Origin of the sequence: Rhizobium sp. YTUHZ045, from assembly GCF_051124255.1 — a bacterium.
Taxonomy (GTDB): domain Bacteria; phylum Pseudomonadota; class Alphaproteobacteria; order Rhizobiales; family Rhizobiaceae; genus Rhizobium.
In genome coordinates this window covers 664,985-680,772 of record NZ_CP101432.1, presented here as the reverse complement: position 1 = coordinate 680,772, position 15,788 = coordinate 664,985, and the positions used below count along the sequence as shown (strand labels likewise).

Annotated in this window: 12 protein-coding genes and 1 tRNA gene; 9 read left to right on the top strand and 4 right to left on the bottom strand. The window is 60.7% G+C overall.

Annotated features, from left to right (window positions below; all coding sequences use genetic code 11):
• Window positions 1-3: 3 nt before the first annotated feature.
• The gene (zorA, locus tag NMA58_RS03310) at window positions 4-2,163 is read right to left on the bottom strand and encodes an anti-phage ZorAB system protein ZorA (protein ID WP_434712321.1); all 2,160 of its coding nucleotides are present in this window, start codon (window positions 2,161-2,163) and stop codon (window positions 4-6) included.
• A 201-nt stretch (window positions 2,164-2,364) separates the two neighbouring features.
• Here zorA and NMA58_RS03305 point away from each other — a divergent pair, with 201 nt between their 5' ends.
• From NMA58_RS03305 to NMA58_RS03295, 3 genes are read left to right on the top strand one after another with little or no spacing between them, the layout of a single operon-like run.
• Complete coding sequence (locus NMA58_RS03305; protein WP_434712320.1) at window positions 2,365-3,915, top strand: type I restriction-modification system subunit M; 1,551 nt, start codon at window positions 2,365-2,367, stop codon at window positions 3,913-3,915.
• Window positions 3,912-5,057 carry a restriction endonuclease subunit S gene (locus NMA58_RS03300; protein ID WP_434712319.1) on the top strand — a complete coding sequence of 382 codons (1,146 nt, stop codon included), beginning with the start codon at window positions 3,912-3,914 and terminating at the stop codon, window positions 5,055-5,057. The genes NMA58_RS03305 and NMA58_RS03300 overlap by 4 nt, the downstream gene beginning before the upstream one ends.
• Window positions 5,058-5,063: 6 nt before the next feature.
• Complete coding sequence (locus NMA58_RS03295; RefSeq protein ID WP_434712317.1) at window positions 5,064-8,486, top strand: DEAD/DEAH box helicase family protein; 3,423 nt, start codon at window positions 5,064-5,066, stop codon at window positions 8,484-8,486.
• A 48-nt stretch (window positions 8,487-8,534) separates the two neighbouring features.
• Here the strand turns inward: NMA58_RS03295 and NMA58_RS03290 are convergent, their stop codons facing one another.
• Together NMA58_RS03290 and NMA58_RS03285 are read right to left on the bottom strand one after the other, a co-directional pair.
• Window positions 8,535-9,224: an HNH endonuclease gene (locus NMA58_RS03290; RefSeq protein ID WP_434712315.1), complete on the bottom strand. Its 690-nt coding sequence runs from the start codon at window positions 9,222-9,224 to the stop codon at window positions 8,535-8,537.
• A gap of 112 nt (window positions 9,225-9,336) precedes the next feature.
• Window positions 9,337-9,411, bottom strand: a tRNA-Gln gene (locus NMA58_RS03285).
• A gap of 167 nt (window positions 9,412-9,578) precedes the next feature.
• Here NMA58_RS03285 and NMA58_RS03280 point away from each other — a divergent pair.
• Genes NMA58_RS03280 through NMA58_RS03270 form a run of 3 tightly spaced genes read left to right on the top strand, consistent with a single transcriptional unit; the run spans window position 9,579 to window position 12,677 of the window.
• Window positions 9,579-10,487, top strand: a complete 909-nt coding sequence (locus tag NMA58_RS03280) for an MBL fold metallo-hydrolase (protein ID WP_434712314.1) — start codon at window positions 9,579-9,581, stop codon at window positions 10,485-10,487.
• A gap of 22 nt (window positions 10,488-10,509) precedes the next feature.
• Window positions 10,510-10,959 carry a thiol-disulfide oxidoreductase DCC family protein gene (locus tag NMA58_RS03275; protein ID WP_430957211.1) on the top strand — a complete coding sequence of 150 codons (450 nt, stop codon included), beginning with the start codon at window positions 10,510-10,512 and terminating at the stop codon, window positions 10,957-10,959.
• The gene (locus NMA58_RS03270; protein ID WP_434712313.1) at window positions 10,956-12,677 is read left to right on the top strand and encodes a DUF4166 domain-containing protein; all 1,722 of its coding nucleotides are present in this window, start codon (window positions 10,956-10,958) and stop codon (window positions 12,675-12,677) included. Before NMA58_RS03275 ends, NMA58_RS03270 begins: the two co-directional genes overlap by 4 nt.
• 216 nt (window positions 12,678-12,893) lie before the next feature.
• Here NMA58_RS03270 and NMA58_RS03265 read toward each other — a convergent pair whose 3' ends face one another.
• Window positions 12,894-13,292: a VOC family protein gene (locus NMA58_RS03265; protein WP_434712312.1), complete on the bottom strand. Its 399-nt coding sequence runs from the start codon at window positions 13,290-13,292 to the stop codon at window positions 12,894-12,896.
• Window positions 13,293-13,391: 99 nt separating this feature from the next.
• Here NMA58_RS03265 and NMA58_RS03260 point away from each other — a divergent pair, with 99 nt between their 5' ends.
• The 3 genes from NMA58_RS03260 (at window position 13,392) to NMA58_RS03250 (ending at window position 15,747) form a co-directional block, all read left to right on the top strand.
• On the top strand, window positions 13,392-14,099 hold the full coding sequence (locus NMA58_RS03260) for a helix-turn-helix transcriptional regulator (protein WP_434712310.1): 708 nt from the start codon (window positions 13,392-13,394) through the stop codon (window positions 14,097-14,099).
• A 206-nt stretch (window positions 14,100-14,305) separates the two neighbouring features.
• Window positions 14,306-14,752, top strand: a complete 447-nt coding sequence (locus NMA58_RS03255) for an NUDIX hydrolase (protein WP_434712308.1) — start codon at window positions 14,306-14,308, stop codon at window positions 14,750-14,752.
• Window positions 14,749-15,747 carry an extracellular catalytic domain type 1 short-chain-length polyhydroxyalkanoate depolymerase gene (locus NMA58_RS03250; protein ID WP_285195816.1) on the top strand — a complete coding sequence of 333 codons (999 nt, stop codon included), beginning with the start codon at window positions 14,749-14,751 and terminating at the stop codon, window positions 15,745-15,747. Before NMA58_RS03255 ends, NMA58_RS03250 begins: the two co-directional genes overlap by 4 nt.
• The last annotated feature ends 41 nt before the right edge of the window (window positions 15,748-15,788 follow it).

Sequence of the window (15,788 nt, the reverse complement as noted above, 5' to 3'; positions counted from 1 at the left end):
CACCTATTCTGCCGCTGGCCGGACAGACGATCGCAGATCCGAGATCGAGCCGGAAAATTCGTCAAATGAATCGCTCATCTCCTTCACCGAAGAGGAGAGCGTATTGACCGCGTTGGCCAGCCCCCGATCGACGTCGGTGGCATAGCGGCTCAGTGTATCGCCCTGCCGCTCCGTTGCGGTGGCTAGGTCGCTGATTGATTTTGCTAGCGCTTCATCGATGCGGGCGAAGCGCACTTCGTAGTTCCGCCAAATCTCGGCCATGCTGGTTGATTGCTCGCGCAACGCCGTGTTCAGCTTTTCTGATGCAAACTGGCTGGCGGTCAATGCTTCGACGGCCGAGCGAAGCGAGTCTTCGAAATTTGATGTTGCCGAAGCGATCTTTTCTCCCGACTGCAGCAGCGGCCCCGATGCGGAACGGATATCGGTTGCGGTCTTTGAAAACGCATCTGAAACACTGCGGGTTTGTGACGTTGCTTCACCAAGAGCACTGGTCTGCGAAGAGAGCGCGGAATTGGACCCACGAAGCGCACTCTCAAAGCGTTCTACTTCCTGACGGATAGTGGCAATCGCTTCGGCAAGGCCCGATTTGATGGCCTCGGCGGCTCCCGCTGCAACTGCGCTGACGGTCGAAACGGCGCTTTCCTGTGCGGCTCTAATTTGTTCTTGGGTCTTCGCCACGCCATTACGCAGGTCGCCGTCGAGAGAGACCATGCTGCCTGTGAGCGTAGTAACCTGGCTTTCCAGCTTTTCCATCACCCGGCCCATTGCGGCCTCGATCCGTTCCGAAGCTCCGCCAGCGGCGCGCCCGAGCTCCGTGTCGACCTGTTCGCTCGCCTTGTCGAAAGTGGCTTTCATCGCCGCTAGAATTTCTGCAAGGCCATCACGGTTGCGGTTGGCGCCGTCGTCCATCGAGCGCGCAGCCTCTCCAACCAAGCGGTTGAGATTTTCGGCAGCCTCACTCATGCGGCGGGCGAAGTCCTCGCCTGATCCCCTGACGCCAGTTTGCATGTCGGCAAGGGTCGCCTGCATGGCACCCAGCGTTTCCGCGAGCTGGCGCAGTTCGATGCCTGCGCTGCCCTGTACGCTCGACGAAAATTGCGCGAGCATGTCGTTGATGCCGCTCTGGCTCGTTTCCGTTATTTTGCCGAGCACGCCTGTAATACTGTCGTTGATCGGCGCCATGGCTGATGCGAAAGCCGACTGGATCTGCGGCTCCAGTTGACGGCCCATCTGGGCGAAGAACTTGTCGCTGTTGATCTCCTTGAGCTGATCACGTTGCTCCTTAGCCGCCTCGGCAATCTCAATCGCAACAGCCTGAGGCGGAACGTATTTCAACTTGCTTTCAACTGTCTCACAGAACTTGTGGGCGCTAGCTTCCAGCCAGATTGTATAGACTTTGAACACGATCGACAGGATAAGCGAGCAGCCAAGACCAGCGATCGACGTCGCAAATTTGAAAGCAGCGATCTTAAGCAGTTCGGTCATTGCGTTCTGCATAACGCTCACGTCCTGAGCAGCGGATGCAGCTCCCGCTTTATAGAGCGCCAATACGATGCCCATGAACGTCAGCAGCAGGCCGGCGGCTACGAAATAGCCGGGAATGCTTGACATCATCTTCAGACCAAAAAACTGTTCACGAATGGCGCCGAAACTAATGAAGCTCTGCGGACGCACCGTATTTCTGATGAGTGTCAAATCGCCGACAGATGGCTTCAGGAGCGTTTCGTCAAATTCCCGCCAACCATGACCTATTAGATGGCTATCTCTGAGTTGATGGTAAATCGATTGATCATATTCTTGGGCAAAATCCTCTCGGCTACGCTGCCGCGCGATCACCCGACGCAGGCGATATATGGAGCCGATGATTGTAAGAATGTGAAGAACCAAGAACGTCGCCGCTAACGCGAACGCGACGGCGAAGATAAAAGAAGCTAGGCTTAAGATGAAGTCCGTCTGACTGAGCGCGTCCAGCGCGATCTTCGCTTCTTCTTCGCCCACATGCCCGCCGAGCAAAGCCAAACCGCCACGGACCCGATGGACAACGAGGCCTATATCCAGCGGCGGCAACGCTAGATCTAGCGCGTAGACCAGTCCGATTGTTAAAAACCAAAACGCCACCAGCCTGGTCAGCCAGTGCCAGCCCAAAAACCCGATAGATTTCATTCCCCAGCCCGTCGTCTCGTCGACTTGGAAGCCCACAACCGTGCTTAATCGACCGATGCCCCTAACCGATGCGAATGCGCCGGTTGTTTTTATTCTCTTATAAATGCAGAGATTGTCTAGTGTGACAGGGCAACTCCAGTGTTGAAATTAACGGTCTGAACACTACAGTCGCGCCAAAATCGATTTGGTGAAGGAATACGCATGCTCACAGGTGAAATTCGCTCGAAGGTCGATCAGGTCTGGAATGCTTTCTGGGCCGGCGGCATCGCCAATCCGCTCGAAGTAATCGAGCAGATCACTTACCTGCTCTTCATGCGCGGCCTGGACGACATCCAGACGCGCGCGGAAAATAAGGCCAATATGCTAGGCCGGCCGATCGAGCGGGTGATCTTTCCCGAGGGCGTCTATCGGCAGGATCGCGAGGGTAAGGATGTCACCTATGCCGAACTGCGCTGGTCGCGGCTGAAGAATGAAGATCCGGCGCGGATGTTCCTGCTCGTCTCAGAATTCGTCTTCCCCTTCCTGCGCGAGATGGCCGAGGCCGGCACCGCGCATTCGGAGCACATGAAGGGCGCGCGCTTCACCATTCCGACGCCCGGTCTGCTCGCCAAGGTGGTCGACATGCTGGCGGAAATTCCGCTGGAGGATCGCGATACCAAGGGTGATCTTTATGAATATATGCTCGGCAAGATCGCCTCGGCCGGCCAGAACGGCCAGTTCCGCACGCCGCGCCACATCATCAAGCTGATGGTCGAGCTGATGAAGCCGACGCCGCAGGACGTGATCTGCGATCCGGCGAGCGGCACCTGCGGCTTTCTGGTGGCGGCCGGCGAATACCTGCGCGAAAACCACAAGGGCCTGTTCCGCGACGCCGCGCTCAACCGGCATTTCCACGAGGGCATGTTCCACGGCTATGATTTCGACCAGACCATGCTGCGTATCGGCTCGATGAACATGCAATTGCACGGCGTCGAGGGCGCCGATGTCCGCTACCGGGATTCGCTTTCCTCCAGCCATGGCGACGATGCCGACAAATATTCACTGATCCTTGCCAATCCGCCCTTTGCCGGCTCGCTGGATTACGAGACGACCGCCAACGACCTGCTCGCCATTGTCAAAACGAAGAAGACCGAGCTTCTGTTCATGGCGCTGTTCCTGAAGCTACTCAAACCCGGCGGTCGGGCGGCGGTGATCGTTCCGGACGGCGTGCTGTTCGGCTCGTCGACGGCGCACAAGGCGATCCGCAAGATGCTGGTAGACGATCACAAGCTCGACGCGATCGTCAAGCTGCCATCCGGCGTGTTCCGGCCCTATGCCGGTGTCTCCACAGCGATTGTCTTCTTCACCAAGACTAATTCCGGCGGCACGGATCATGTCTGGTTCTACGACCTGCAGGCCGACGGCATGAGCCTAGACGACAAGCGCCAGATGCTGGTGCCGGAGGAGAAATTCGGCCCGGTGCCAAAGCGAGAACTCGCCGAAGACGAGCACGCGAAGAACAATCTGCCGGATGTCGTTGCCCGCTGGGCCACGCGCAACGGCACCGAGCGCGCCAACCCTCGCACCGGACAGAGCTTTACGGTGAGTAGAGAGGATATCGCGGCGGCGCATTATGACCTTTCGCTCAACCGCTACAAGGAAGTGGTGCATGAGGCGGCAGAGCATCGACCGCCGAAGCAGATCGTAGCGGAGCTGTTGGAGCTCGAGGATCAGATTGCGGCGGGGCTGAAAGAGTTGGAGGCGATGCTGTGACCGCCAAATTAGTCCCAATAGGTGACATTGCGGAATTTATAAATGGCTTTGCTTTCAAGCCCGAAGACTGGAGTGAAAATGGCCTCCCGATTATTCGCATACAAAATCTGACAGGAAGCGGGCGCGAACTCAATCGTACTTTGAGAGATGTGCCCGCAAAGTTTATGGTTCGCAAAGGGGATTTATTGGTCTCTTGGTCGGCGACGTTGGGGGTCTTCGCTTGGCAAGGGCCAGATGCTCTTGTGAATCAACACATTTTCAAGGTGGAACCTCGATTAGATCGCGTGGACATAGATTATCTGCGCCACGCTATCGATGAATCCATTCATAGGATGGAGCGCTTCACACACGGTTCCACGATGAAGCATATTAATCGAAGGGAGTTCCTAGAACACAAAATCTCCCTCCCGCCCCTTGACGAGCAGAAGCGAATTGTGGCGATCCTGGATAAGGCCGATCAGCTGCGCCAGAAGCGCCGCCAGGCGATTTCGTTGCTCGACAGCCTCACCCAGTCGATCTTTCTGGAGATGTTTGGGGATCCAACTGAAAATAGGAAGCTCGAGAGTGCTGTCACGCTTGGTGAAGTCTGCAGCAAGATCACAGATGGAGAGCACCAGAACCCGAATTTTACTGAAGATGGCATGCCGATAGTAATGGCTTCTCAGGTGGGAGAGCGATTTGTCGACCTCAATAATGCCAAATTCGTATCTAGCGCCGATGGATCACGGTTCAGAAAGAAATGTGGCCCTGAACTAGGAGATTTGTTGATTGTTGGTCGCGGTGCAACCATTGGTCGAGCCACTATAGTCGACGCAGACACCCCCTTTTGTTTGATGGGTTCAGTGATTCTTTTGAAACCTAACCGACAGCTCATATTGCCGCAGGTACTTCAAGCATGGATTAAAAACCCAAAAATTCGAGCTCAGCTCTACAAAACGTCAAGTTCATCAGCGCAACAAGCTATTTACTTATCCCACATCAAGAAACTAGATATTTGGATACCTCCGATGAGGGAGCAGTCCATTTTCTCGGAGAGGATCTCGAAGTTGTTGGCGCTAACTAAACAGTTGGACGCTCGCGCAACAGATGACGAAGCTCTCTTCTCCTCGCTCCAACACCGTGCCTTCTCTGGCAAGCTCTGAGGCTCCATGTCCAACTTCGCCTTCCTCGCCGCCGAATTTCCCGAGATCTTCGACAGCGCAAAGCGGGCGGAGGCTCTGGCCGAGGGCGATCCGCGGGCGGCGGCGTTTTACGCGCGGCGTACGGTGGAACTCGCCGTGCAATGGGCCTACAAGCATGATCCCTCGCTCAAGTTTCCCTATCAGAGCAATATTTCGGCGCTGATCCATGAGCCGAGCTTCCAGAAGCTCGCCGGCCAGGCGGTGTTTTCCAAAGCCCGCGTCATCATCAAGATCGGCAATCAGGCCGTTCATGAGAGCCGCGAGACCAAGCCCGCGGAAGCCGCCAATGCCGTGCGCGAGCTGTTCCATCTCTGCTTCTGGCTGGCCCGCACTTACGCGCGCAAGGACCATCCTGCCGACACTCTCGCCTTCGACCCCGCACATCTGAGCCGCAAGCAAGATGTGGTGAAACGCGCTTTCGCCGAGCTCACCCGCATGAAGGGCGAGATGGAGGCGAAGGATGCCGCCTTCGAGACCATGCTGCGCGACAAGGCCGATCTTGACGCCGAACTGAAACGTCTGCGCGCCGAAGTGGCTGCCGCCCGCCGCGAGAACGAGGCGAAGCCCGACCATCATGATTATTCCGAAGCCGAGACCCGTGACCTCTATATCGACCTGTTGCTCAAGGAAGCCGGCTGGAAACTGGACAGTCCTCGCGACCGCGAATTTCCAGTGGACGGCATGCCGAACAGCGAGGGCAAGGGCTTCGTCGATTACGTGCTGTGGGGCGACGACGGCAAGCCGCTGGCGCTGATCGAGGCCAAGCGCACCAAGCGCGATCCGCGCGCCGGCCAGCAACAGGCCAAGCTCTATGCCGATTGCCTGGAAAGGCAATTCGGCCAGCGGCCAGTCATTTTCACCTCCAACGGCTACGAGCATTGGATCTGGGACGATACCGCCTATCCGCAGCGCGCGGTTTCCGGCTTCTACAAGAAAGACGAGCTGGCGCTAATGATCCAGCGGCGCGTGAGCCGCAAGCCGATCGCGGGCCTTGCCGTCAACAAGCAGATCGCCGGCCGCTATTACCAGACCCGCGCCATCTCGCGCGTCGCCGAGGCTTTCGAGGCTCACAAGCAGCGCAAGAGCCTGCTTGTTATGGCGACCGGCTCCGGCAAGACGCGCACGGTGATCGCGCTGGTCGATCTGCTGATGCGGGCCGGCTGGGTGAAACGCGTGCTCTTCCTCGCCGACCGGGTGGCGCTGGTGAACCAGGCGGTGCGCGAATTCAAGCGGCAACTGCCGGAGACTTCGCCGGTCAACCTGGTGACCGAGAAGAATGCCGAAGGCCGCGTCTTCCTCTCCACCTATCCGACGATGATGAACCTGATCGACGAACGGCAAGCGGGGCAAGCGCGTTTCGGCCCCGGCCATTTCGATCTCGTCATCATCGACGAGGCGCATCGCTCGGTCTATCAGCGCTATGGGGCGATCTTCGACTATTTCGACAGCCTGCTCGTCGGCCTTACCGCCACGCCGAAGGACGAGATCGACCACAACACTTATAACCTGTTCGACCTTGAGGACGGCGTTCCCACCGACGCCTATTCGCTCGACAAGGCGGTGGAGGACGAATATCTCGTGCCGCCGCATTCGGTCTCGGTACCGCTGAAATTCCAGCGCGAGGGCATCCGCTACGACGATCTTTCCGAGACCGAGAAAGAGCAGTGGGACATGCTGGAATGGGACGAGGAGGATGGCGGTCCACCGGATAGCGTCGATAGCCAGGCGGTCAACAAATGGCTGTTCAATGCCGACACCGTCGACAAGGTGCTGGCGCATGTGATGACGGAGGGCCTGAAGGTCACCGGTGGCGACAGGCTCGGCAAGACCATCATCTTCGCCAAGAACCAGGATCATGCAGAGTTCATCGAGGAGCGGTTCAACCGCGCCTATCCGCATCTCGCCGGTCATTTCGCCCGCGTCATTACTTTCAAGACGGAATATGCCCAGAGCCTGATCGACGACTTTTCGAAGAAGGATGGCAATCCGCATGTCGCCATCTCGGTCGACATGCTCGACACCGGCATCGACGTGCCTGAAGTGGTCAACCTGGTGCTGTTCAAGCTGATCCGATCGAAGACCAAGTTCTGGCAGATCATCGGCCGCGGCACCCGTCTTTGCCCGGATCTCTTCGGCCCCGGCGAGGACAAGGAATTCTTCCGTGTCTTCGACTATTGCCAGAACCTCGAATTCTTCCGCCAGAACCCGCAGCCGGACGACGGCCGCAACGGCAAGAGCCTGAACGAGCGCCTGTTTGCCGCCCGTTTCGACATCGTCCGTGCGCTCGACGAGAAGCACAGGCTCGACGTCCCTGGCGTGGCCGAACCTCGACAGGAGGGCTACGATGCCGGCGGCGGCAAGCCGCTCGACGAGGTGACAATCCGCAACGAGGCCCTCGATGCGCTGCGGACCTACGTTGCCGGCATGAACCTTGACAACTTCATCGTGCGCGGAAAGCGACGCGCGGTGGAGAAATACAAAACCGCCGACGCCTGGAACGAGCTCACCGACGCCGTGCGCGAGGAACTGCTTGACGAGGTCGCGCCGCTACCGAGCGAAGTCAAGGGCGAGCCGGAAGAGGCGAAACGCTTCGACCTGCTGATCTTCGGGCTGGAGCTGGCGCTGCTCAAAGGCTCGAAGAGCTTCGACCGCCTGAAGAAGCAGCTGATCGAGATCGCCTCGGCCCTCGATGAACAGACGGCCATCCCGATCATTGCCGCCCAGCATCCGCTGATCCTCGACATCCTCTCCGATCCCTGGTGGGAAGGGATCACCGTGCCCCAGCTCGAACTGGCGCGGCTCAGGCTTCGCGGCCTCGTCCAGCACATCGAGAAGGGCAAGCGCAAGATCGTCTACACCAATTTTGAGGACGAGTTGGGCCTTGGTGCCGATATCGATTTGCCGGAGGTCGGCGAAGTCGATTTTGCCCGCTTCAAGCGCAAGGCCCGGCACTTCCTGCGCGAGCATGAAGACCACATCGCCATCGCCAAGCTGCGCCACGGCAGACCGCTGACGCCGACCGACGTCGAGGAACTGCAGTCCATGCTGCTTTCCGCCGGCATCGGCGACGCCAAGCACCTGGAGAAAGCAACGGAAGTGGCACACGGTTTCGGCGCCTTCGTTCGCTCGCTGGTCGGCCTCGACCGCGCCTCCGTCGCCGACGCCTTCTCCGACTTCATTTCAGACGGCGGCGCAACGGCCGACCAGATCGAATTCATCGAAATGGTCATCGAGCACCTGACCGAAAGGGGCGTCATGGACCCTGCCCTTCTCTACGAAAGCCCGTTCATCGACGTAGCGCCGGAAGGACCGCAACAGGTCTTCGATTTCGAGAAGACGAAGAAGCTGGTCGAGGTCATTAGAGGATTGAACGAGAGCGCGACGGGGTGAGGCATCCCCCAGGCAACCTGTACTCTGGCGCAAGGTATCGGGGGAATTTCAGGCCGACATGGCGCGAATCTCGAAGCCGAACTCCTCGCACGCTTCCTCCACCTCAAGCCATCTGCCCCTCAGCGCCACTAGCCGGTGAAGCAAGCGATGGCAGTTCGCGCAAAGCAAGGCCATATCTTTGATCGTTACGGCGCGCTCTCCGGATGTAGAGAAAGGCTCTTTATCGTGATGAGCTTCGAAAATGGAATCGCGCATATCATCTGGGAGGTGAGAACCGGTCGATTTGCAGATGTCGCACGACAGACCTACACGTTTTCGCGCCCTGAGAAGATCACGTCTCAGACCGGCCTTTCGCTCGCGGAATAGATGCTCACGTCGCTCGGCTCTACCTTCAATGAACTGTTTGTCTTCTTCGCTGGTAATTGGCGCAACAGCGTCGGCAATCTCCCACTCGGCGACGATACCCGTGCCCCACCCCTTTTCAGATGGCACGAAATCACGCCGAACAACCAGGGAGTTACGTGCTTTGTCATTGAGATAGTTGTATAAAATATTCGAAGGCGAATAGTAGTTGCCACTCCCTTTTCCGCCCTTCCCATATCGCTCAACCAGCTTTGCCCATACTCGTGGTGCATGCTGTTCTAAGGCATTACGAAATGTTTGGGTGGTAAATTTGCCCCCGAGATAGGGTTGCAGCGCCTCCCATTCATCGTCCAGCATTCCAAACAATTCGGCCATAATATTCCAATATCGACCGATACTTAACTTGCCTCGTGACTCGCGGCAACAGTTAAACCCTCGTGCAAACTGGGATGGGCCTAAAATACTATCTCGGAGAGCAAACGAAAAATGGCTGGGGCGCCTGGATTCGAACCAGGGGATGGCGGTACCAAAAACCGCTGCCTTACCGCTTGGCTACGCCCCACCAGAGCTTGAGCGGCGAACCGCTTGCTCAGAAATCGACGCCTGATTAGCAAAGCTCTTTGCCTGTCACAATGACTAAGTTTAAGCCTCGTGCAGATTTATGCGCGCGAAGCGGCGGGCGGCGTGCTAGCATGAGGCGATAAAATCAACCTGAGATCATCGTTCCGCATGGAAAGTCCCGCATTCGACCTTGTTTTCGAGCCGGCCTATGGGAGGGCTGTGCCGGTTGCTCCTGATATCTTGCGCATCACGGCGGAAAACCCAGGGCCGTTTACCTTTTTCGGCACCAACAGCTATCTCGTCGGCTCCTCCTCGCTTGCGGTCATCGATCCCGGGCCGGAGGACGAGGCGCATTATCAGGCGTTGATTGCGGCGATCGGCGGGCGTCATGTGACGCATATCCTCGTCAGCCATACCCATCGCGATCACTCGCCGCTTGCCCGCCGGCTGCAGGCGGAAACGGGGGCGGTGACGGTGGGGCAAGGGCCGCATCGGCCGGCGCGGCCGCTGCGGGAGGGCGAGGTCAATCCCTTTGCCGAAAGCTCGGATATGGAGTTCGTGCCGGATATCGCGCTCGGCGACGGTCAGACGATAACGGGCGACGGCTGGGCGCTGACAGCGGTGCTGACGCCGGGGCATACGGCCAACCATGCCGCCTTCGCGCTCGAAGGCCGCGACATCCTCTTCTCAGGCGATCATGTCATGGCCTGGTCGACCTCGATCGTCGCGCCGCCGGATGGGGCAATGGCCGATTACATGGCCTCGCTCGACAGACTGATTACGCGCGAGGACGGCCTGCTGCTGCCCGGCCATGGCGGGCCGGTCAACGAACCGAAGACTTTCCTGCCGGCGCTGAAGGCGCATCGGCTCAGGCGCGAGCAGGCGGTGCTGGCGCGGGTTGCTGCCGGCGATCGGGAGATCGCGGAGATGGTGAAGACGATCTATCGCGATACCGATCCGAAGCTGCATGGCGCGGCAGCCCTTTCGGTGCTCGCCCATATCGAGCATCTCATGGAGCGCGGCGAGATTGCAGCGGATGGGCCGCCCTCGCTTGCCGCGCGCTATTGGCCGGGGTAATGAAAGGCGGAGGGAGATCAGCATGGGCCGCGCCGATTACAGCTATCGCACCGATCCCGCCGTTCCCGCGTTTGCCGATGACCGGCCGCTCATCGTCTTCGATGGCGAATGCGTCTTCTGCTCCGGCTGGGTGAAATTCGTGCTGAAGCACGACAGGCAGCGGCGATACCGGTTCCTCGCGGCGCAGACGCCGCTCGGCGAAGCGCTTTACCGGCATTACGGCCTCGATACGCGCGACTACGAAACCAATATCCTCATCGAAGGCGGCCGCGCCTTCTTCAAATCCGACGGCACGATCCGCATGGTGGCAAGCCTCGGCTTTCCCTATTCGCTGGCGAAGCTCTTTCGGCTCCTGCCGCGGCGCGCCGCCGACGCACTTTATGAATTCATTGCCCGCAACAGGCTGAAGATCGCCGGACGCCAGAGCTGCATGGTGCCGACACCGGAGCAGCGCAGCCGCTTCATCGCATGAGCGGCGGCACCTTTTCCCTGCTGATCATCGGCGGCTACGGCGCCTTTGGCGGCCGGCTCGCCCGGCTGCTCGGCGAGGAGCCGCGGCTCAGGCTGCTGATCGCCGGCCGCTCGCTCGAAAAGGCCGATGATTTCGTCTTCGATCTCCGCTCGCCGAAAGGCGGCGCCGGGCGGCTCGGCAGCAACGATCTCGGCGCCTGGCTGCAGGCGGTGACCTTCGATCGCGACGGCGACCTCCGGGAGCAGCTGACGCGGCTGAGACCCGATCTCGTCGTCGATGCCTCCGGGCCGTTCCAGAGCTTCACCGGCGATGGCTACAAGGTGGTGCGGGCCTGCATCGAGCTCGGCATCGATTATGCCGATCTCGCCGACAGCAGCGGCTTCGTCGCCGGCATAAGCGGGCTCGATGCTGAGGCGAAGGCGAAGGGCACCTTCGTTCTCTCGGGGCTCAGCAGCCTGCCGGCGCTTTCCTTTGCGGCGCTGGAGGCGATGGCGCCGCATTTCTCCCGCGTCGACAGCGTCGCCGCCGGCATTGCGCCCTCGGCGCATGTCAGGATCGGCCTCAATGTCGTCAGAGCCATCACCAGTTATGCCGGCAGGCCGGTGGCGCTGCTGCGCGAAGGCCGGCCGGCCGAGGGGCGCGGGCTGATCGACGAGATGCGGGTGACGATCGCGCCGCCCGATGTGGCGCCGCTCGCCAGCCGGACTTTCCTGCTGGTCGATGCGCCCGACCTGGCGCTGCTGCCCGGCCGCTTTGCCGGCCTGCAATCCACCTTCACCGGCGTCGGCACCGAGCCGCAGGCGCTGCAGCGGCTCTTGAGATTTGCCGCCCGGCTGGTGGAGGTCGGGCTCTTACCCTCGCTCACGCCGTTCGCCCGGGCGCTGCAGGCGGCCAGCCATCGCTTCGCCGCCGGCGCCCATCGCGGCGGCATGTTCGTGCGCCTGGGCGGCCTCGATCATGAGGGGCGGCGGCTGACGGCGGATTGGTCTCTGATTGCCGAAGGTGATGACGGGCCGTTCATTCCGGTTCTCGGCGTCGAGCTGCTGGTGCGCCGGCTGCTCGAAGGCAAGCGGCCGCAAAGCGGCGCGCGGCCGGCGGCCGGCGAATTGTCGCTTGCGGATTTCGAAGCGGCCTTCAGCCAGTTCTCGATCGCCTCAGGCATCCGGCTGGATTACCAGGAAGAGGCCCAGCCGCTCTACCGGCGCATCCTCGGCGACGCCTGGGAGAAGCTGCCGCCGGCGCTGGCGGCGATCCATGCGGGCGGCACGCGGCTTGCCTCCGGCCGCGCGCGGATCGAGCGCGGCAGCGGGCTCCTCGCCAGGCTGATCGCCGGCCTCATCGGCTTTCCCGCCGCCGGCGAGGATGTGCCGGTCGCGGTGCGCTTTGCCGCCGATGGCGAAAGGGAGATCTGGACGCGGTCTTTCGGCAGCAAGACCTTTCGCAGCTGGCAGGCCGCCGACCCCGGCCGCGACCGCCACCTGCTCGTCGAGGTGTTCGGGCCGTTCCGGGTGCTGCTGGCGCTGGTGCCGGAGGGGCAGAAGCTCAGGCTTGTGGTGCGCGGCTGGCGGTTTTGCGGCATTCCGCTGCCGCTGTCCCTGGCGCCGGGCGGCGATACCTACGAGGAGGAGCGTGACGGGCGCTTCCATTTCCACGTCGAGATCGGCGGGCGGCTGACGGGGCTGGTGGTGCGCTATTCGGGGTGGCTGGTGTTGGAGTGAGGGGTGGCGGCAAGCGCGCTGCTGTCCCGTTCGTGCTGGGACAGCCCCTCACCCTAACCCTCTCCCCGTAAAACGGGGCGAGGGGACGTGCCCCGCGTGAGTTTGGTGGGGAACAAAAAGGTTGCGGCATGTCCCCTTCGCCCCGCGCGCGGGGAGAAGGTGGCGGCAGCCGGATGAGGGGCACGCGGCGTTCTCCGTGGGTTTGCAGGCGGCCGATCAATGGCCGGCGAAACGCCGCCTGGCGGCTTCGGTGACGGGCGTATAGAGGGCGACGCGAGTCCCCTCGGGATCGGCAAACTGCGCGGTCCGATTGCCCCATGGCAGATCCTTGGGCGGGTGCACCACCGTGACCAGGTCCTTGAGCCGCGCGAATTCCGCATCGACATCAGAGACCATGAATTCGAGAATGGCCGTCCGGTTGGCGCCCGGCTCGGCGCTGCCCTCGCTGAACAAGGCGACCGTTTGGGCGCTGCCGATGGCGAGCGTCGCGCCTGGTGTGACGATCTCGGCGAAGACGGGCGCAAGCCATTCGGCGCGACAGCCCGTCACCAGTTCATAAAAGGCCACCATGCTTTTGATGTCAGCGGCGATCAGGCGGGTGGATGCGAATTTCATGATCTTCTCCCTGGCGCGATGATGGCTGCGCACGATCTGTTGGCTTGCCTTTGTCACACAGCCGTGCTGACAGCGTTGTGGCAGCAGGAGTCAGCAGGCATGCGAAAAGCGGAGCGGCTTTTTCAGATCATCCAGATTCTTCGCCGGTCGAGCCGCCCGGTGACCTCGTCGGCGCTCGCGGAGGAACTGGAGGTCGCCAGGCGCACCGTCTACCGCGACATCGCGCATCTGATTGCCCAGCGTGTGCCGATCGAAGGCGAAGCGGGGTTCGGCTACGTGCTCGATCCGCGATACGACATGCCGCCGCTGATGCTGACGCCCGAGGAGATCGAGGCGGTCGTGCTCGGCGTGCAGATGGTGGCAAGGCTGAATGATGCGGCCATGCGCACTGCCGCCAGCGATGTTATGGCGAAGATCACATCGGTCATGCCGCCGGACCTGCTTCCCTATATGGCCGAGCCGGCGGTCGGCATCAGACCGCAGGATATCGGCGGCGATGCGACGATCGACACGCGGCCGCTGAGGTCGGCGATCAGGGAAGGCCGCAAACTTGAACTCGATTATCGCGCGGCGGATGGGACGGTCAGCAGCCGCATCGTCTGGCCGGTGCTGCTCGGCTATGCCGAGGCGCACAGCCTACTGATCGGCTGGTGCCAATCGAAACAGGCCTTCCGCCACTTCCGCACCGAACGGATCCTCAAGGTCGAGATTCTGGCTGAATCCATCGGCATGTCCAGGAGCCGGTTGCGGCAGCAATGGCAGCGGTGGCGCGATGCCGAAATGCGCAAGCCGGGTGGGCTGCCGTAACTGCCTCCGGCCGACGAGCGACGTCACTGCCTTGTCCGGTTTTCGCAAAAGATCGGAACCAACGACGGCATTGCGGCTTCTTGTGACGGTCGGTCTCGGACGACAACTTGAACTCCGGCTGCCAAAGGAAACAACTCGATGCGGACCAGACTGTCACGGCTCGATGCTACAGCTCTGATGAAAGACGGGAAAAATCGAAAACAGCTATGCTCCACGGTGACGATCAACCCAACTCAACAATCGCAACCGATGTTCCGCAGGCGGGTGCGATCTGTTATCGAAGAAACGGAAGCGGGCAGCTTCGCATCCTTCTCGTGGGAAGTCGTCGGCATGGACGATGGGGCGTTCCGAAAGGCAATCTCGACCCCGGCGAGACGACATCGGCAGCAGCAAGGCGGGAATCTTTCGAGGAAGCGGGCGTCGTGGGCGACGTGGAGGCGACAGCCTTCGGTTCATTCAGCTACCACAAAGACAGCTCGCCGCATCACTACCATGTCACCGTTCACCTGCTGCACGTCGTCGAGGCGCAAGCTGATTTCCCGGAGAAGGGCATGCGCAAACAGAAATGGTTTCCTTTGAAAGTCGCGATCCGAGATGCCGCGCAGCCCGGCTTGAAGGCTCTGCTTTCCAGGCTTGAAGGCGTGGCCCTTTGAAGCTCGGCTTCACCAAATCGCTGTCGAGATTGTTGAAGACGCGACGGCGAGCCGTACGTCTGCTGGAGAAGACATGGAGTCCGCTTCGCCACAAGCCATCCAGGCAGGAGCGACCGAGACTCCAGACGACCTCCGCATTTGGCAGCAACCCCGGAAGGCTTGTGATGAAGACCTTCGTGCCCGCCGATCTGCCAGGCAAGCCGGCCCTTGTGGTGGTGCTTCATGGATGCCGGCAGACGCCGGAAAGCCTGGACGCCGCCAGCGGCTTCTCGAGACTGGCCAGGGAGAGAGGCTTCGTGGTGCTTTACCCGCAGCAGACCCACGCCAACAATGCCCAGAAATGCTTCAACTGGTTCCGTCCGAGCGAGGTCGCTCGCGATCGCGGCGAAGTGCTTTCCATCAAGCAGATGATTGACCATGCCCTCAAACGACACCGAGCCGATCGCACGCGCGTTTACATTGTCGGCCTTTCTGCCGGCGGAGCGATGACAGGTTCATTGGTCGCCAACTATCCCGATATGTTTGCAGGCGCCGCTATCGTCGCCGGAATGCCGGTTGGCGCCGTGCGCGATGCAATGTCGGCGCTCCATGCGATGAAGTCCGGCGCTGCACTGCCCGCGGATGGCTGGGGCGCAAGGATTGCCGAAATCTCCCCCCGCCAACGGTCCTGGCCGCCAATCAGCATCTGGCAGGGGACTGCGGATCGCACGGTCAACCCGGCAAATGCGAGGGCTTGCGTCGATCAATGGCTTGAAGCGAACGCTGTCGATCGAAGCAGCGTCCGTGTCGAGAAGAAGCCCTGGGGCGAGTTGTCCTCTTGGAACGTCGCAGGCGCCCGCCCGGTATCGCTCTATTCGATCCATGGCATGGGGCACGGTCTTCCCGTCAAGAGTCGAAAGCCGGCCCCCTCAGGAGCGACAGACCCATTCGTGTTGGCAGCGGAGATCTCGGCTCCGATCGAACTGATGCGTTTGTGGCGTCTGCCGAGGCGGTAAGCATGCCTGGCCACTCCAGCCGATCTCAACACCGGGCGCTG